The sequence below is a fragment of the Ruminococcus difficilis genome (assembly GCF_016680995.1).
Genome location: NZ_JAEQMG010000118.1, coordinates 1 through 17,644 on the forward strand (window position 1 = coordinate 1; position 17,644 = coordinate 17,644).

Consider the following 17,644-nt stretch of genomic DNA (forward strand, 5'->3'; position numbering starts at 1 on the left):
TCTTCCGATCTTGGCGGGTTCGTCATCGTAGGAACCGATGTGCATACACTGCACGCACAAGCCCTCGTCATAGGTGAACCATTCCACCTTGGAAAAGTCGGTTTTCTTTTTCCTTGCCGCTTCTTCGACAGCCCAATCGAAATCCGCTTTCGTCACGAAATCCGGCAGACGGATCACACAGATCCACCGGAAGCTCTCTTTATGCGCATAGTCGATACCCTCTACGCCGTCCTGCCACCAGAAGCCCTCCAACGGAGGCACAACATAATCGAAATATCCGTCGATCTGATGATCGCTTTTCTTACTCATCTTGATGGTGAACGCTATTCCGTACAACAGCCCGATCGCCTGCTTGTATTCTCCGTCCTGTGCGTTGGGATCGCCCTGTCCGCGCACCGCGATATAATTCATCTGCGGCACAGTCACGATGGACGGCTTGTTCTTCGGCATATAGAATTCTTTGTATTCTTTCTTGTAGTCAAACGTCATCGTCTTTACCCCTTATTTTCGGTACATCATCGGTACGAACCGGATACCGCTGTCCTCCTGCGGTTCGGCGGTTTTAGTGAAGCCGAGCTTTTCATATATCTCGACCGCGTACAGCGATGAATTAACTGTGATCTCATCCTTGTCGCTGTCGGCGAGAAAGGCGTTCCACAAGCTTCTGCCGATCCCCCGACCGTGATACGCGCCGTCTACAAAGAACAGCGCGATATGACCGCCCTCGTTTCTCGCAGCTAGAATACCGATCAATGAATCCCCGTCAAACGCGCCGTATGCGGAAAGCTGACTGATAAAGCCTTCGTCATGGATCGCATGATAAAATGTCTGCGTTCCCGATGGCGGATAATTCACCGCCTCATATTCATTGAACACCTTACACACCATCGGCAAGGCATTGATGATTTCCTGTTTTGTCAGTTGTTTAATCATACTCGTTTTTCCGTCATCACATACTGCCATTAACGATTTCTGCATACTGCTCCTCGGGTATCATCGGAGAGGTGATTTCCTTTAGAAGTTCATCGCCGATGGCGCCGTTCTCAGCGAACTGCATTCCCGCCTTTTTGACAAGCTCCAAGCGTGGGACAGTGACGACAGCTGCTTCGGGCGCGTTGAACATCGGACTTTCGGGCACGGTGATCATCGTGTGTTCGTTTGGAAAACACCTTGTAAACTGCATGACCGCAGGCTCAAAGTTATGCTTGCTGTTCGGGAAGCCGCAGCCGCAGATCAACACATATTTCAGGTGGCTGAAATCCGCCTGACCGACGTGCTCATAGCGGTCGCCGACCTTCTGCATCGCCATTGATGATAGCGGCAATGTGCGGTCGAGCAGAGCCTTCAACGGCGCGGGCATACCGTAGCAGTAGAGCGGATAACTCCAAATCAGTAAATCGCTGTCGAGGATTTCTTCCAAAATACCGCGCATATCGTCGTTGTGGATGCAGTTGCCGCCGTTTCTCATACAGGCAAAACAGCCTGTGCAGTATTCGATATGCTTGTCAATCGCATGAATGATATGTACTTCGTTTTGCGACACCTCGTTCATCCCGTCCAGAAAGGCGCGGGTGATGTGCATGGTGTCGCTTTTTTCTTTTTTCGGGCTTCCGTTGATGACTAATATTTTCATTGCCGCCACTCTCCTTAATGATTACGCAAATATTCCTCAAATGCGGGCGTTCGTGACCAGTATTTCACGCCCCAGTTTTCAAAGCTCCATTCTTCCGTATAGCTGTTGCACTCATAATCAATGTACCATAGCAAGCCGTCTTGAATGACAAAATTTGTCGGGAAGTAGTCGATATTCAGCCCTGCCGCCTTTGCAAGCTGAGCCATTTCTCTGACTTGCGGAAGAAAAATCTCGACAGATTCGCCGTTTTTTACTAAATCAAAAATGGTATCGCCGTCGATATATTCCTTGACAATCCGTTCGTTTTCGATATCAATATCGATCATTTCGGGGATTCTGATATCCGCGTTTTTCAGCCGTTCATAGTCATTTCGCTCGGCTTCGATTTTGTTGCCGAAAGTGTAGTAATCGCACGGCTCATGGTGAATCTGCTTGACGACGTATTACCTGCCGTTAAGCTGAGCTAAGTAGGAATATCCGCCCTTGCCCTTACCGAGCAGCTTAAAGATATGATATTCCGTACCGTTGACTGTTAAGGGCTTTTTCCAATAAAACGAAAACCTGTATTCTTTTTCAAAGCCCAGCTTTTTGTAAAACTTGGTATCCGAGATAACATACGCCTTTTTCGCGCCGAGTGCTCTGGCACGGTTCAACGCTTCATAAATGACTGCTTTTGCTATCCCTTTGCCTCTGTATGAAGGGACAGTACAGACAGGCTCGACATAGGCATAGTCGGCTTTATCGCTGTACCACAGACAGCAATAGGAAACATATTCTCCGTCACTACTTTCCGCCGCGATACTGAGTGTGGGATCGAAATGCCTGCGGAACACGGGGATTTCCGAAATGAGATCCCCCTCGTGCTCAAACACCTCTCTGTCCGTTCCGTGGTCAAAGCCCTGCCACAACAGCCATTGAAAAGCATACGGTTCCTTTGTGGGGTCAAGCTCGGTAATGCAAAAATGTTCCGGGAGCTGTACGGGCAAGGGTTCGCTGAGCCTTATGCTCATCACCGTTTCAGACTGTTCGGAAAGTGTAAAACCTGCACGTTTTACTGACGCGTTTTCTTTTACGTTTTCATCACAAATCGCGATTCCCAAGCCGTTTTCATCCTTCAGATTCCGATAAGCGTAATCGAGTATCTCATCATAGAGATCGCTGTATCCGGGTAGTGCGCCACAAAACGCCTCGCCGAAATACATGTCGTAAATTGCCGCGCCGACGACCTTCTCACCGTCTAACCAAAGCCCGATAGAATCAATAAGGCTTTTGTCAAACTCAGGGTGTTCCATCATCCACTCAAACCGCGCCCAGTTCCAGTTGATATGGTTCTGATTTTCGCGGTTCAGTTCGATCAAAAAGTCGCAGACAGCTTCATAATCTTCTATATTGTAGTGTTTGAATTGTGCTTTCATAATACTTTACCGCAAAAATCTTTTATGATGCCGTCATATATGCTTGACAGCTTTTCTTTTGGCTCAATGAGAATCATAGATGCTTTGAATGCTTCGATTCCTATTAGGCTCTTTAAGCCGCTGAGTGCTTTTTCTCCTCCTGAGCCTGCCTGACAGGCGAAGGCGGATATGCTTTTGCTTTTGAGAGCAGACTTGTTTTCCTCAACAAAGGTGCGAACCGGCGGCGCGATTCTGCTTGCCCATACAGGAAATCCGATAATGATTTGATCATACTTTTCCTCGTCAAATGTGTAAGGTTGCAGTTTGGGTTTCTGTGCCATAACAGCGCTTTTTCCGCCCCACAAAAACTTCTTGAAGCCGCTGTCGGGGAACGCCTTGACAGGCTTTATCTCAATCAAGTCAACTTCTGGATCAAGCTGTTCTTTCAGAATATTTGCGACATATGTGGTATTGCCGCTCATGGAATAATAAATGATTGCTGTTTTCATATTTCCTCCCACTGTTCTTTTGTTAAATATGTAAAGTGTTCATTTGATTTTTCCCGAACATTATTTCTTTTCATAGGTGAGTTTCATATTCTTTCCTCCTGTCATCATCAAAAAATCTGTCCCGGAAGTTTCTGCTTTTCTTTTTGCGGAAAGTCTTTGTCAAACTCCTCAACCTCCGCATCGTCTACATAGTAGCCCTGCGGCGTTTGATACACGCCGCTGATACCGTCGAGATAGCCCTTTTTCAGCTCCTTGCAGAGGAAGAACGACGAATCCGCGTCCTCGGGCAGGTCGTGATAGCGGATATCGAATTTGCTCGCAAAGTCAAAGCCGCTCTTGCCGTAAAAGTCGATATTGCCCTCAAACAACACCGCGCCGAAACCGAGCGTGGCTGCCTTTTCCAAGGAATAGTCAAGCAAAGCCTTGCCGTAGCCCTGCCGCTTCAAATCGTTCGCAATACAAATCGGACCCATTGTCAGCACGGAAATCGTTCTGCCGTCGTCGGCTTCGATGATTGTTCGAATAAACATATTCTGACCGATGATTCTGCCGTCCTGCTCCATCACAAAATCTAACTCTTTGATGAATGCCGGATCATCGCGCAGCACATGAATCACATAATGCTCGCTGCAGCCCGGTCGGTAGACATTCCAGAACGATTCACAGACAAGGTTTTCGACCGCTCTATATTCCTCTTTTTTCTCTAATCGAATGATATAGTTATTTTCCATGGCTGATGACCTCCTCATAAAGCGACAGCAAGGTGACGCTTATCAATATTCCTCCGAGTATGTCCGTGAACCAGTGAACGCCCGCGATCAATCTGCCAACGACCGTCACGCCGATGATGACATAGCAGACCGCCCGAAGAATCCGGTTCAGCGGTTTGTTTCTTATATACCTGTTAATCAGCATGGCGGCGCTTCCCATGATCACGCAGACGAGCATCGTATGCGACGACGGAAAGGAAGCCTCGGGGCTCGTGTTATCGGGCATGATGATCGGTCTGTAGTTGATGATCACATTTTCAAAGAAAAGATAGAGCCCAATCACGACGATGTAAAGACCGCCCAAAGCGAGTATCTCACGATCGACCTTCAACAGACTTCTTCGCTTGATCAGCTGCACCAATCCCGTTACCGCGAAAACGAAGCCCGTCAGAACCGCCGCAACGCCGAGCCAATCCGTGATATTGTACCAGAGCATATTCACCCCGAACAAGTCAAAGACGAATTGATTGAGGTGCGACAGTCCGATGCTTGTCCCCTGCGCTCCGATCGGCGCGGCGTCGACCAAACGGACGAGCGCGATCAAGATGACCGTCAGCAACAATCCGATTCCTGCTGTGAGTAGTTTTCTGTGTTTCATGCATATCATCCTTTCAAAATGAACTGAGCTCATTTTAGAAGAAATCGAATGATACCGCAAGAAACGCGCTTTCACAGTGATGATACGCTCCGTGTCATTTGCTTTTCAGGAGCAAAATGCCCTTTATAATCAGCACAAAAAGGCAGAATACACCTGCATACGGCTGTCTCGACAAAATAAACAAAGCCGCCGCCAAAACTGACAGTACCAAGCCCGCGATAACGACGCGCTTGTTCCAAACAGGCTTGTCGAAGCTGCCGAGCACCACGCCGCAGAAACCGTTGAGCACCGTCAGACCGATCGCGACAATAAACACGATCTTCAGCCACCCACTGACTCCTGTCAACGAGAACACCGTCACCGACGCGCCGCTTGAATCGCCGTTGCCGAACAGCGGAAGAAAAAACAGCAATGTGATAAAGCAATCCAACACACCGCAGATCAGCGCGGTGTGCTTTTTCTTATTCTCCTTGATATCCTGCTCAGCAAGAGATATTATTTCTTCGTTCCCTATCAGTTCATCAATCGTTATATGAAAATATTTCGCGATAACCTTCAATGAATCAATGCCGGGATATCCCCGTCCCGATTCCCATTTGGAGATAGCTGTGCGGGAAACAAAAAGCTTCTCGGCTAATTCCTCTTGCGTCAGGCTTTGATCTTTTCTCAATTTTTGTAGTTTTTCGTTAAATTCCATTTATTTATCCTTCATATAAACATCACAAAAATGCCGGATATGCTTTTCGATGCTGTCCATGATTTCCTGCTCATATTGCGGCTGTCTGTCTGCCTTGGATACCCAAAGGACAACAGGTGATACCAACTCTATTGAGAGAAGTGCGGGGTCGTCATGGATAAACAGACCGTTTTTCATCATCCCTTCGATGATTTTCTCATACATCTTCTGTATGCCGACAAGCTGATGGCGGGTGGAGATCTCGGCAAGTCTTTCATTACGAAATTGCTCCTGTACAAGGAACTTGCGTATTTTCCTGATCATCGGGTCGTGCATGGTAAACGCGATCCTGCCCATTGTCGAGCGGAGGAAATCTTCCCTGTTTTCAGGGATCTCTCCAATGTGCTGCTCCGATCCGAAGGATTCCTCGTAACGTTCTTCCGCCGAATCAATAAGCGCAGTCATAATATCCTCTTTACCCTTAAAATGCTTGTAGAGTGACGGAGCTTTGATTCCAACCTTCTCGGCGATTTGTTCTACGCCCGTTCCGTCGTATCCGTTCTCAGCAAATAGCGTCAGCGCTTCTTCCAGTATTCTATCTTTTGTAGACATAATTCCCTCCAAATAATAAAGATAAAAGTTGTTAGCTTTATTATAGCTAATAGCTTTTAGCTTGTCAAGATGTAAAAATAAAAACAGGGCTATCATATTAAGAAAAGTAATAGCGCCTGATATTTTCGTCATGAGTAGTCTGTGTAAAATATTTTAAGATTAAATAGTACTATCAAGTACATTAACATAGAAAAACACCGCACAGAATTATTTACTCTGTACGGTGTCCTGTTTTGGGCTCCCAATCGGCTGCTTTTCTTGTGATTTCAAATCATCCTTATTAGTATCAGCCTTTAGGGGTGCCTGCTTTTATTTTACCTCGGCAAAAAGGCTGATAACCGGATTTGAAGGCGAGCGACGGGAAGCCCCGCAGGCAATTTCGAGAGAGCAGAAAACTTTTTCTCCCATAATAATCACAAAGAGGTACCCTTTCGTCGGGTACCTCTTTTCAAATATTTCAATCCATTTCCGTAACGATCTCGTTGACGGTCTTTCCCGGGGGAATCATGGGAAGAACATTCTCGTCGGGGCTGATCTGCACGTCGATCACGACGGGCGCGTTGAGCGCGATCGCCTTTTCGAGAACAGGCATGATATCATCGTCGTGGGCGATGCGCATACCCTCCACGCCGAACGCGTTGGCGAGCTTGACAAAATCGGTCGCTCTGTGCGGGTCGGTCTGGGAGAAGCGGCTGCCGTAGAACAGCTTCTGCCACTGGCGCACCATACCGAGCACCGCGTTGTTCATCACGAGCACGATAATCGGCAGATTGTAGGATTTCAGCGTGACAAGCTCGTTGAGATTCATATGAAAGCTGCCGTCGCCTGTAAACAGGAATACGCGTCTGTCAGGATGCGCGATCTGCGCGCCGATAGCGGCGCCCATGCCGAAGCCCATCGTACCCATGCCGCCCGAGGTCAGGAGGGTTCTCTCTGCCTCGATCTTGGCAAACTGGGCGACCCACATCTGGTGCTGGCCGACGTCGGTCGCGATGATATCGGTCGGCTTTTTCAGCCCGTTGACCGCATAGATGATGTCGTGCGGCTGCGGATATTCATCCTCATAGGGCTTCACGCTGTCGAGCTCGTGCTTCCATACATCGATCTGCGCGAGCCACTCGGAGTGCTTCTGCTGCTCGAGACCGACGGTGAGCGCGGTAACACTCGATTTGAGGTCGCCGAGGACATACTCATCCACGCGGACGTTCTTGTTGATTTCTTTCTTATCGATTTCGAGCTGGACGATCTTCGCCTGCTCACCGAACTTCTCGCGGTCGCCCGCGACTCTGTCGGAGAAACGCGCGCCGCAGGAAATCATGAGGTCACATTCCGCAGTGATCTTGCCCGTTTCATAGCCGCCGTGCATGCCGATGTTGCCGATAAAGAGCGGATGACTGGCAGGAATCGCGCCGAGAGCCATCAGAGAGCAGCATACGGGCGCGTCGATCAGCTCCGCGAACGCGAGGAACTCCTTACAGGCGTCCGCGCTGAGAATGCCGCCGCCCGCGTAGATCATCGGACGCTTGGCATTGCGGATCAGCTCCTGCACCCTGCGGATGCTGTCGGGATTCTCTATTTTGATCATCTTGGAACGCGCGGGTTCTTCGGGGAAATATTCCGCCGACTGCGCGGTGATGTCCTTGGGAACGTCGATCAGGACGGGACCCTTTCTGCCGTCCTTGGCAAGCGCGAACGCCTTGCGGATAGAGGGCGCGAGATCCTCGACGCGCTCAACCAGCCAGCTTGCCTTGGTGATGGGCTTGACGATGTTGACGATGTCGACCTCCTGAAAGCTGTCTCTGCCGAGCTGGTCGGTGTTGACGTTGGCGGTGATCGCCACCATAGGAATCGAATCGATATTGGCTGTGGCAAGACCCGTAACGATGTTCGTCGCACCGGGACCCGAGGTGGTGAGCACCACGCCCGTTTTGCCTGTCGAACGGGCATAGCCGTCCGCCGCGTGGGAAGCGCCCTGTTCGTGGGCGGTGAGAATATGGTTAATTCTGTCGCTGTAGCGGTAGAGCGCGTCATAGGTATTGAGCGCAGCGCCGCCGGGATAGCCGAATACGGTGTCGACACCCTGCTCCAGCAGACATTCGCAAATGATTTCCGCACCTGTTAATTTCATAGTAATTCATAACCCCTTATGATTGATTCAAAAAAACATGCTAACGCTTATTTTACCGCATTAAAGCGCTGATGTCAAGAGTTTATGCGGATTCCTCACACAAACATCTCGGGATGCATGCGGCTGAAATGGAAAATATACTGCTGGGCGATGCCCGCATAGCTGCCGAAATCCGCGGGCCTCATATCAGGGAACAGCCGCTCCATCGCGCGCTTCATCCAGACGTCCAGCGGAAACGCCTCCACGCGGTGCAGTCCGAACAATAGCGTGCAGTCCGCGACCTTCACGCCGACGCCTGTGATCTTCATCAGCTCACGCCGCGCCTGTTCGTAGTCCCCCGTGCGGCACAGCTCCCAGTCAATTTCACCCGCGCTGACCTTTTGCGCCGCGTCGATCAGATATCTCGCACGGAAGCCTGCACGCAGCGGCGCCAGATCCTCCACACTGAGCAGCGACATCGTTTCGGCTGTCGGAAAAGTGAAATAACCGCCCGCGAGCGGCTCGCCGAAGCTCTCGCAAAGCCGCTGCACGATGCCCTTGATGCGCTTGATGTTGTTGTTCTGCGAGATGATGAAGGTGCACAGCGCCTCATACGGCTCCTGCCGCAGAATACGGATGCCTGCGGCGTAGTCCGCCGCCTCATGCAGAACAGGGTGCAGCGCGCTCAGCTCGCGGCGGATGCCGCCGTAGTCGAGTGAGAGGTCAAAGTAGTCCTCCCACAGCGCCCTGTCGCTCTCGGGCGCGTTCTCAATACGCAGATTTGTCCCGTCGAGCGTGACCGTGACCGCTCTGCCGAACGCGACGCCCGCAAAGGAATGGTCCGCGATCTGCGTCCAGCGGAAGCTCTGACCGCAGTCGAGCGTCTGCACAAGGTCGAGATCGCTGACATTCTGAATCACTAACACGGATTCCGTCATATTTTTCACATCCTTTTCCGAAAAAAAGATACCATATTGCAGCGGAATATGGTACAATGTATCTATCAATATTATTGAGGTGTTTTGATGATGAGTGAAACCATTCTGACTATCCCCATCAACGACCTGTTCCGCCCGAAGTGCGGCTGTCCCGTCTGCCGCATGGAGGAGATGCTCGAGGAACAGGGCGTGCAGTACATCACGGGTGACGCGATGATGGAGCCGAGCGTCCGCGTCGCCACCAACAAAAAAGGCTTTTGCCACCGCCACTTCTCGCGGATGCTGATGCTGGGCAACCGTCTGCCGAACGCCCTTCTTCTCGAAACGCACATGGAGGAGGTCATGGCGAATTATCTGCCCAAAAAAGACGGCGGCAAGCCCGATAAGAAGAAGCTTGAGGGACTGCGTGACATGCTCGGCTCCTGCTACGTCTGCGACCGCATCGCCTCGAACGTCGCGCACCTTGTATCGCTCGTGCTCATGGAATGGGCAAAGGGCGGCGAATTCCGTGAGCTGTACCGCGAGCAGCCGTTCATCTGCCTGAAGCACTATCAGTACATCATGACCGCTGCGATGGCACGCGGCGGCATACCGTCCAAGCTGCTCGGCGAGTTCCACGCCGACACCGCAGCGCTGACAAAGAACTACATGGAAGCGCTCTACGGCGACATCAAGCACTTCGTCTCGATGTTCGACTACCGCAACAAGGGACAGGATTGGGGCACCTCGGTGGACGCGATCGAGCGCAGCATCGAGTTCCTCACGGGTGAAAAGCCTGCCGTACCCGAAAAATAAACCGCCGCAGTACTGACTATTTCGCTCCCCTTTCGCCGATCAGCCGCTCGATCAGCTCGCTCACGCCGTCCTCGTCGCAGCTGCCGACAATCCAGTCGGCGGCGTCAAGGCACGCGGGCGTCGCATTGCTGACCGCGACGCCGAGTCCCGCGTGCAGGAGCATATCCCTGTCGTTGTCGGCGTTGCCCGCGGCGGCGATCTCATTTTGCGCGATTCCGAGCCGCTCGGACAGCCATCCGACGGCTCCCGACTTGGTGGCGTCGGCGTGCATAAATTCCACGAAATGCGCCGAGGATGAGGTGATATAAACGCCCTCGACCTCCCGTGCGATATTGTCCCAAAGACGCTCGCGCAGCGTCTGTTCGGGACAGACAAATTCGATGCTGTCCAGCACCCTGCGGTGGTCGCGGATAAAGCCGCGCATATCGCTGCTCACATCGCGCGAACCCCTGACATAGCTGACGTAAGCCGCGCTGCAGCCGTAGCGCATAGGATCGTCATAGTACCGCTTGTCGGTGCAGGCGACGCCGTCGATGAACGCCTCCCAAATCAGGTCATGCGCCTTTGTCAGGTCGAGGATATCCAGCACATCCTGCTCCCTGAGCTTCAGCGCCCGCAGCCGCTCGCCGCGGTGATAGATCGACGCGCCGTTGGAGGCGATCACCCAGTCGATGCCGTCGATATTCAAAATGTCCTGCGGCATCGAGGAATACGGTCTGCCGCTCGCGACGGCGACCTCCAATCCGCTGTCAACGGCTTTTTCAAGGGCGGTTTTCATCCCTGCGGACAGCGTATTATTGCTGCGCAGGACGGTTCCGTCCAAATCCAACGCGAGAAGCTTAATGTCCATTTTTCAGCTCCGTTCTCCCGAAGCGGCAAAAGCCGTTCATGCAGCACTGTGCGCACTTCGGGGAGCGCGCGGTGCAGACCGCTCTGCCGTGCAGCACCAGCCTGTGACAGAAGTTGTTGCTCTCCTCGGGAGGCAGCAGCCTGCGCAGCGCGGTTTCTATCTTTTTCTGGTCGGTTTCTTTATGCAGACCGAGCCGTGTCGTGATACGGATGCAGTGGGTGTCCACCACCACGGCGGGCTTTCCGTAGACGTCGCCGCAGATCAGGTTAGCGGTCTTGCGTCCCACTCCCGGAAGCTTGGTGAGGTCGTCGATATTGTCAGGCACCTCGCCGCCGAAATCATCAAGTATCATCTGCGCCATCGCCACAATATCGCGCGATTTGGTCTTGAACAGCCCGCAGGACTTGATGTACTCCGCGACCTCCGACACCTCTGCCTGCGCAAAGCTCTCCGCGTCGGGAAAGCGTTCAAACAGCGCGGGCGTCACGAGATTGACACGCGCGTCCGTACACTGCGCCGACAACCGCGTAGCGATCAGCAGCTGCAGCGGCGTTTTGTAATCGAGCGAGCACTTCGCGTCGGGATATTCCGCTTTGAGCGCGTCGACTGCCGCGTGCGCGATTTCCTTTTTTGTCATACACCCACCTCCAAATTTCGATAACTAACAGAATTCTACCATATTTTTTCATCCAATGCAATCAAAATCGGACTTATCCAAAGGAGAAAACCATGTATCAGAACTATATCTTTGACCTTTACGGCACCCTCATTGACATCAACACCGACGAATGGCAGGCGAAGCTCTGGAAAAGCCTGCAAATCCTCTACGGCTACCGCGGCGCGGAATATTCCTACACCGAAATCAAAAACGAGTACGGCAGACTGGTGGAAAAGGAAAAAGCGGCTGTCCGCCGCCGCCATCCCGAATACACGGTGATCGATATCAAAATAGAAAAGGTGTTCCGCGAGCTGTTCGCGCAGAAGGGCGTGAAGGTCACCAAAAAGGAGCTTTGCTTCATCGCCGAGGCGTTCCGCTGCTTCTCGACCAAATACATCAAGCTCTATGACGGCGTGATCGATCTTCTCGACACCCTCAAGGCAAAGGGCAAGCGCGTTTATCTGCTCTCCAACGCCCAGCGCGTCTTTACCGAGAACGAGCTGAACATGCTCGGTCTGACGAAGTACTTTGACGGCATCGTCATCAGCTCCGACGAGGAATGCTCCAAGCCCGATTACCACTATTATCAGACGCTCTTTGAGCGCTACGGTCTGGAAAAGTCCGAGAGTATCATGATCGGCAACGACTACATCTCCGATATCGGCGGAGCGGCGGATTTCGGCATCGATTCGCTCTACATCCATCAGAGCATTTCACCCGAGATCAACGGCGAGCTGCGCAGTCAGTACACCATCATGGACGGCGATGTTTTTAAAATAAAAGAATATATTGTGAAATAATTTCGTCACCTTGGGCAATACTAATCCCGAGGTGATTTTTGATGAGCAAGAAAAAGAATACCAAAAAGCAGAATCCCGACGAACAGACCGTTGAGCAGATGCACACCGTGTCCTCCAACGAAATGACAGGCGCGGTACCGTCTGACCGCAGCCGCTCCTACAGCAACTGCAAGGACGTTCAGACCGGTAAAAACTGCGAATAACAAGAGAAGGGCAGCCGCTAGGCTGCCTTTCTTCATTCAGAAAAGAATATTCAAAATCAAACCGACCGAAAACGAAACGCCGTTGAGTATCAGCGACAGCAGCAGCGGACGGATCCGCCGATATTTCAGCGTGACGCGAAACGCCCACGCTTCTCCGAACACGACCGCGATCTCCAGCGCAGCAAGAACCAGATACGGCACAGCGCTGTTCTGCGAAAAATTCAGCAGCGACCACGCGTAGATCAGATTCACAACGGGGTTCGTCAGGCAGTTCACCAGACCGATCAGCACCAAGTCCCAGCCTCTCACGCGCAGCAGAGCGGCGACTGACAGCTCTGTCACCAGCGTCACGGAAAGACCGTAGGCAAGCCCGAAAAGCAGACTGTTCACGGCATATTCCCGCGGTTATCCGGCGGATTCTTTTCAGCAGGCGGCTTCCTGTTCCTTCTCACCAGCACGATCGCGATGATTCCTCCCGCGGAAACAAGCAGGAACAGCACCACCAGAATCAGCACCGTCAGCAACACAAAGCCGTCGGGAATCATACCGAACAAATTATAGGGCGTTGCAGCATCGGCAAGTACCATCATTTTTTCCTCCCTGTCCGCTACGACACATGGTTATGGTCGTTTGGGTTGTCCGTATTGCGATTGAGCGGTGGTATCTCATGATACGAAGTATCCTCCTCGTTCAGCTTCTTGCGGCTGCGAACGATCACAATCGCGATGATTGCGCCGAGTGCCGCGAGCAGCAGCGGAATCACCACGCAAAGGGTGTTGATCAGCGCCGTATTTCCGCTGAACGGATTGATGGGCGGTATCGTCACGGTCTGCACAGTCGTGGCAGCAGTCGTTTTTTGCTCCGTCACGGCAGCACGTGTTTCGGTTTGCTTTTCGGTCTGCTTTTCCGTCTGCTTCTCCGTTTCCGCTTCCTGCACGACCTCCTGCTCATGATTCTCCGCGGATTCCTGTGCGGATTCCTGCACGGATCCCTGTTCATCTTCCTGTTCGTTTTTCGATTCGTATTGCGGTTCTTCCACCTCTGCAATAATCTCGATCTCCGGCTCGGAAACTTCCGGCTCCGTCGGCAGCAGCTCGGGCGGCATGATCGCGTCGGCGACAATAAAACTCGGTTCCGGCATTTTCTATTATACCTCCTTACGCGCCGTCCGCTTCGCACAAATCATACACAGAATGATGACGCACAGGACAGACAGCGTTGAAATCATAATACAATTGATGACAAATGAATGGATGCGGAAGAAAAACACGGGCGCGGTGCCGAGAAACAGTCCCACCGTTGTGAAGCCGAACGCGACTCCCGGGGCTTTCGGCAGGCAGGACACGATCAGCGCCAGCGTAATTGCCATCGTCATGCTGAAAAACGCGATACCGATCAGCGACACCGACATCACCTCCGCGCCGAACAGCAGCAGCGGCAAAGCGCCGAGCGTGCTGATCAGCGAGGTCGCGCGGATTCCGATGGTATCCACCAAAACGCCGCCCATCGCTTTTCCGACTCCCATGCAGCAAAACAGCATGATCGACTGCGCGGTCGTCTTGTTCCACGAGGTCGGGATGCCGTAGCCCATGTACGCGCGCACAGCGACAACAAACACCGCCAGCGCGATGATCACCGACGCGCGGAAGCGGGTGTTCGCAAAGCGGTACTGCGTCAGGTTTTCCTGCCCGTCGCCCTCCTTGAGCCGTCCGCAAACAGAATCGGCAAAAGCGAGAGCAGGTTCAGCCCGATCAGCCACGGTACGGCGATTTGATTCGCCGCCAGCAGCTTTCCCGTAATCACGCCGAACGAGCCGCCTGCCACAAACACCGCGGCGGGCGTGATGCGTCCCGGCGAATTGCGCAGCGTCACCTCCGCTCCGTGGATATGCACGAAGCAGTTTCCTATCGCGACCACCGTCACAATCAAAAACACGTTGGAATCCGCCCACATCAGCACGAGCGCAAGCGTCGTCAGCGCGGTTCCGACGAGCGCAAAATTGACGCGGATGCCGTTGTCCCGCAGATAGCCGAAAACGCCCTGCGGCACAAACGCGACAAAGTCATAGACGAACATCAGAATCCAGACATACGGGCTTTGCGTATAGGAGGTGACGACATAAAACGAGGTGATCTCCACAAGAAAATGAACCAGAAAATAGAGTCCTCCCAGCGTATTCGCTTTTTTCATTCATCACCCTCCGTTCTTTGTCATATGGGAATCTCTAATAATTCAATGTGCGGTAAGGAATTGTTAAGGTTCCCATATACTGATTTCATTATAATTCACAAATTATCCCGTGTCAAGACGACAAAAAAACGCGGCTGTCCATAGGGCAGCCGCGCCTGTTCTGTTATTTTCCGTTGGTAATGAATTTGTAGTCCTTCCCGGGGAAGATCGCGTTCAGGACAATACCCGCGATGGACGCTACCGCAAGCGGTGAGAGCGTGATGTTCGCGCTGCCGATCGCGAAGCTGACGGTATTCGCGCCGAGACCGAGAGCGCAGACCAGAATGACCGCCGCGACGATCAGGTTGCGGCTCTTGGTGAAGTCCACCTTGTTCTCGACGACGTTTCTCACGCCGATAGCGGAGATCATGCCATAGAGCACGAAGGAGATACCGCCGATGATGCAGCTCGGAATGGAGCCGATGATCGCCGCGACAATCGGGAAGAACGAGATGCCGCAGGCGAAAATCGCCGCGATACGGATAACGCGCGGGTCATAGACCTTTGTGAGCGCGAGAACGCCCGTGTTCTCACCGTAGGTGGTGTTCGCGGGACCGCCGAAGATCGACGCGAGAGTGGTCGCCAGACCGTCGCCGATCAGGGTGCGGTGCAGACCGGGATCCTGTATGTAGTTCTTGCCGACGGTGGAGCCGATCGCGCTGATGTCGCCGATGTGCTCCATCATAGTCGCGAGAGAAATCGGCACGATCGCGATGATCGCGGAAGCGATGACAGAGCCGTTCGACCAGTCGATGCCGCCGATCGCGGTCTTGTCCCAGTAAATCGGGAAGCCGATCAAACCCTCTGCGCCGAAGATCTGACCGCTGCCGATGTTGGAAACGATCGTCTGCACCTTGCTGAAATCAAAGATGGGCAGATACTGCGTCACGTTGCCCGAATCGTCCAGCACCGTACCGCCCGAAAAGAGCCACGGCATGTCGGAAATCAGCGAGGGATTGCCCTGCGCGATGAAATAGAGAACCAGACCGATCGCGTAGGAAATCAGCAGTCCCATGATGATCGGGACGATCTTCATCATTCCCTTGCCCCAGATGTTGAACACGATGATCACCGCGAGCGCGATGATTGCGAGCAGCCAGTTGGTGGTGCAGTTGCTCACCGCGGAGGGAGCGAGTCCCAGACCGATCGCGATGATGATCGGACCCGTCACAACAGGCGGAAAGAACTTCATGACCTTCTGCACGCCGATCGCGCGGATGATGCCCGCGAGAATGAAGTACACCAGACCTGCGCAGGCAACGCCGAGGCAGGCGTAAGGCAGCATCGAATTGGGGTCGGCTCCCTCGGGTGCGAGCGCCTTGACCGCGGCATAACCGCCGAGGAACGCGAAGGACGAGCCGAGGAAGGCGGGAACCTTGAATTTCGTGATAAAGTGGAACAGGAGCGTTCCCAGACCAGCCATCAGCAGCGTGGTGGAAACGTCAAGACCTGTGATAATCGGAACTAAAATCGTGGCGCCGAACATCGCGAACAGGTGCTGGATGCCGAGAATCATCATTTTCGGCTTGCCGAGCGTCCGCGCGTCGTAGATACCGTCGTTTTTCTTACCCATTTTTCTACCCATCTCCTTATAGTCTTAAATCTCGGAAAAACAGGCAGTCCTGCTGAGCAAGACTGCCTGAAAATGTGAGAATTTGAAATTACTCGTTGATAGCGATTACAGCGCCGGAGCCTACGGTTCTGCCGCCCTCACGGATAGCGAAGCGGAGACCTACCTCGATAGCGATAGGAGTGATCAGCTCAACGTCCATCTCTACGTTATCGCCGGGCATGCACATCTCTGTGCCCTCGGGAAGAGAAATGGTGCCTGTAACGTCAGTGGTTCTGAAATAGAACTGGGGACGATAGTTGTTGAAGAAAGGAGTATGACGGCCGCCCTCGTCCTTGGTCAGAACGTAAACCTGGCCGCGGAACTTGGTGTGGGGGTGAATGGTGCCGGGCTTCGCAAGAACCTGACCTCTCTGGATCTCGGTTCTCTGAACGCCACGGAGCAGAACGCCTACGTTGTCGCCGGCCTCAGCATAGTCCAGAGTCTTTCTGAACATCTCAAGACCTGTAACAACAACAGTTCTCTTCTCCTCGGTAAGACCAACGATCTCAACGGACTCGGAAGTCTTGATCTGGCCTCTCTCAACTCTACCGGTAGCAACCGTACCACGGCCTGTGATGGTGAATACGTCCTCAACAGGCATCAGGAAGGGCAGGTCAGCCTTACGGTCGGGAGTGGGGATGAACTCGTCAACAGCAGCCATCAGCTCGTGGATGCAAGCATACTCGGGAGCGTTGGGATCCTTGGAGTCGCTGGTGAGAGCAAGATAAGCGGAACCCTTGATGATGGGTGTGTCGTCGCCGGGGAACTCGTACTCGTCGAGGAGCTCACGGATCTCCATCTCTACGAGCTCAAGAAGCTCCTCATCGTCAACCTGGTCGGTCTTGTTCATGAATACAACGATGTAGGGTACGCCTACCTGACGGGAAAGCAGGATGTGCTCTCTGGTCTGGGGCATAGGACCATCAGCAGCAGATACAACGAGGATAGCGCCGTCCATCTGAGCAGCACCGGTGATCATGTTCTTAACGTAGTCGGCGTGGCCGGGGCAGTCAACGTGAGCATAGTGACGGTTAGCGGTCTCGTACTCAACGTGAGCGGTGTTGATTGTAATACCGCGCTCTCTCTCCTCGGGAGCCTTATCGATGTTAGCGTAATCAACGAAAGCAGCGTCGCCCTCAAGAGCGAGAACCTTTGTGATAGCAGCGGTCAGTGTGGTCTTGCCGTGGTCAACGTGGCCGATAGTACCAATGTTAACGTGCGGCTTATTTCTTTCGAACTTTTCTCTTGCCATTGGAAATT

At 52.8% G+C, this 17,644-nt stretch carries 24 protein-coding genes; 3 read left to right on the forward strand and 21 right to left on the reverse strand.

Features of this window, described 5'->3' with window-relative positions:
• The 12 genes from JKK62_RS11270 to JKK62_RS11325 all read right to left on the reverse strand — a co-directional run.
• Positions 1-489, reverse strand: a 489-nt coding sequence (locus tag JKK62_RS11270) for a GyrI-like domain-containing protein (protein ID WP_201427997.1), incomplete at its 3' end; no start/stop codon positions are given.
• Between the two features lie 12 nt (positions 490-501).
• Entirely contained in the window at positions 502-933 is a 432-nt protein-coding gene (locus tag JKK62_RS11275; RefSeq protein WP_201427998.1) for a GNAT family N-acetyltransferase, read from the reverse strand.
• Between the two features lie 16 nt (positions 934-949).
• On the reverse strand, positions 950-1,633 hold the full coding sequence (locus JKK62_RS11280) for a flavodoxin family protein (protein WP_201427999.1): 684 nt from the start codon (positions 1,631-1,633) through the stop codon (positions 950-952).
• A gap of 14 nt (positions 1,634-1,647) precedes the next feature.
• Positions 1,648-1,959 carry a BUD32 family EKC/KEOPS complex subunit gene (locus JKK62_RS17550; protein WP_243411830.1) on the reverse strand — a complete coding sequence of 104 codons (312 nt, stop codon included), beginning with the start codon at positions 1,957-1,959 and terminating at the stop codon, positions 1,648-1,650.
• 117 nt (positions 1,960-2,076) lie between these two features.
• Positions 2,077-3,048 carry a GNAT family N-acetyltransferase gene (locus JKK62_RS11290; protein ID WP_243411831.1) on the reverse strand — a complete coding sequence of 324 codons (972 nt, stop codon included), beginning with the start codon at positions 3,046-3,048 and terminating at the stop codon, positions 2,077-2,079.
• Complete coding sequence (locus JKK62_RS11295; protein ID WP_092969109.1) at positions 3,045-3,536, reverse strand: flavodoxin family protein; 492 nt, start codon at positions 3,534-3,536, stop codon at positions 3,045-3,047. The genes JKK62_RS11290 and JKK62_RS11295 overlap by 4 nt, the downstream gene beginning before the upstream one ends.
• Positions 3,537-3,643: 107 nt before the next feature.
• On the reverse strand, positions 3,644-4,267 hold the full coding sequence (locus JKK62_RS11300) for a GNAT family N-acetyltransferase (RefSeq protein WP_201428000.1): 624 nt from the start codon (positions 4,265-4,267) through the stop codon (positions 3,644-3,646).
• Positions 4,257-4,904, reverse strand: coding sequence for a phosphatase PAP2 family protein (locus JKK62_RS11305; protein ID WP_243411832.1), 648 nt, complete (start codon positions 4,902-4,904; stop codon positions 4,257-4,259). The genes JKK62_RS11300 and JKK62_RS11305 overlap by 11 nt, the downstream gene beginning before the upstream one ends.
• A 94-nt stretch (positions 4,905-4,998) precedes the next feature.
• Positions 4,999-5,601, reverse strand: coding sequence for a helix-turn-helix domain-containing protein (locus JKK62_RS11310; protein WP_201428001.1), 603 nt, complete (start codon positions 5,599-5,601; stop codon positions 4,999-5,001).
• Positions 5,602-6,192 carry a TetR/AcrR family transcriptional regulator gene (locus JKK62_RS17815; protein ID WP_201428002.1) on the reverse strand — a complete coding sequence of 197 codons (591 nt, stop codon included), beginning with the start codon at positions 6,190-6,192 and terminating at the stop codon, positions 5,602-5,604.
• A 457-nt stretch (positions 6,193-6,649) separates the two neighbouring features.
• On the reverse strand, positions 6,650-8,320 hold the full coding sequence (ilvB, locus tag JKK62_RS11320) for a biosynthetic-type acetolactate synthase large subunit (RefSeq protein ID WP_092969121.1): 1,671 nt from the start codon (positions 8,318-8,320) through the stop codon (positions 6,650-6,652).
• Positions 8,321-8,415: 95 nt separating this feature from the next.
• Positions 8,416-9,237, reverse strand: a complete 822-nt coding sequence (locus JKK62_RS11325; protein ID WP_201428003.1) for a DNA-3-methyladenine glycosylase family protein — start codon at positions 9,235-9,237, stop codon at positions 8,416-8,418.
• A gap of 90 nt (positions 9,238-9,327) precedes the next feature.
• On the opposite strand from JKK62_RS11325, the gene JKK62_RS11330 reads away from it, so the two are divergent.
• Positions 9,328-10,032, forward strand: a complete 705-nt coding sequence (locus tag JKK62_RS11330) for a DUF6062 family protein (protein ID WP_186833056.1) — start codon at positions 9,328-9,330, stop codon at positions 10,030-10,032.
• 16 nt (positions 10,033-10,048) lie between these two features.
• On the opposite strand, the gene JKK62_RS11335 is transcribed toward JKK62_RS11330, so the two are convergent.
• Positions 10,049-10,882 carry a Cof-type HAD-IIB family hydrolase gene (locus tag JKK62_RS11335; RefSeq protein WP_092969130.1) on the reverse strand — a complete coding sequence of 278 codons (834 nt, stop codon included), beginning with the start codon at positions 10,880-10,882 and terminating at the stop codon, positions 10,049-10,051.
• The gene (nth, locus tag JKK62_RS11340) at positions 10,872-11,519 is read right to left on the reverse strand and encodes an endonuclease III (protein ID WP_092969133.1); all 648 of its coding nucleotides are present in this window, start codon (positions 11,517-11,519) and stop codon (positions 10,872-10,874) included. The genes JKK62_RS11335 and nth overlap by 11 nt, the downstream gene beginning before the upstream one ends.
• Before the next feature lie 92 nt (positions 11,520-11,611).
• On the opposite strand from nth, the gene JKK62_RS11345 reads away from it, so the two are divergent.
• Together JKK62_RS11345 and JKK62_RS11350 are read left to right on the forward strand one after the other, a co-directional pair.
• Positions 11,612-12,340, forward strand: a complete 729-nt coding sequence (locus JKK62_RS11345; protein WP_092969136.1) for an HAD family hydrolase — start codon at positions 11,612-11,614, stop codon at positions 12,338-12,340.
• A 41-nt stretch (positions 12,341-12,381) separates the two neighbouring features.
• Positions 12,382-12,543, forward strand: coding sequence for a hypothetical protein (locus JKK62_RS11350; protein ID WP_176753538.1), 162 nt, complete (start codon positions 12,382-12,384; stop codon positions 12,541-12,543).
• A gap of 36 nt (positions 12,544-12,579) precedes the next feature.
• Here the strand turns inward: JKK62_RS11350 and JKK62_RS11355 are convergent, their stop codons facing one another.
• The 7 genes from JKK62_RS11355 to tuf form a co-directional block, all read right to left on the reverse strand.
• Positions 12,580-12,933, reverse strand: coding sequence for a hypothetical protein (locus JKK62_RS11355; RefSeq protein ID WP_201428004.1), 354 nt, complete (start codon positions 12,931-12,933; stop codon positions 12,580-12,582).
• Positions 12,930-13,133 (reverse strand): hypothetical protein, encoded by a 204-nt coding sequence (locus JKK62_RS11360; RefSeq protein ID WP_143001706.1) that lies wholly within the window; start codon positions 13,131-13,133, stop codon positions 12,930-12,932. The genes JKK62_RS11355 and JKK62_RS11360 overlap by 4 nt, the downstream gene beginning before the upstream one ends.
• A gap of 17 nt (positions 13,134-13,150) precedes the next feature.
• Entirely contained in the window at positions 13,151-13,684 is a 534-nt protein-coding gene (locus JKK62_RS11365) for a hypothetical protein (protein ID WP_201428005.1), read from the reverse strand.
• 6 nt (positions 13,685-13,690) lie between these two features.
• Positions 13,691-14,302 carry a hypothetical protein gene (locus JKK62_RS11370; RefSeq protein ID WP_201428006.1) on the reverse strand — a complete coding sequence of 204 codons (612 nt, stop codon included), beginning with the start codon at positions 14,300-14,302 and terminating at the stop codon, positions 13,691-13,693.
• On the reverse strand, positions 14,218-14,733 hold the full coding sequence (locus JKK62_RS11375) for an MFS transporter (protein ID WP_201428007.1): 516 nt from the start codon (positions 14,731-14,733) through the stop codon (positions 14,218-14,220). The genes JKK62_RS11370 and JKK62_RS11375 overlap by 85 nt, the downstream gene beginning before the upstream one ends.
• Positions 14,734-14,896: 163 nt before the next feature.
• Positions 14,897-16,345, reverse strand: coding sequence for a uracil-xanthine permease family protein (locus JKK62_RS11380; protein WP_092969151.1), 1,449 nt, complete (start codon positions 16,343-16,345; stop codon positions 14,897-14,899).
• An 88-nt stretch (positions 16,346-16,433) separates the two neighbouring features.
• A complete protein-coding gene (gene tuf / locus JKK62_RS11385; protein ID WP_092969154.1) occupies positions 16,434-17,636 on the reverse strand; it encodes an elongation factor Tu in 1,203 nt (400 codons plus the stop codon).
• Positions 17,637-17,644: the final 8 nt, after the last annotated feature.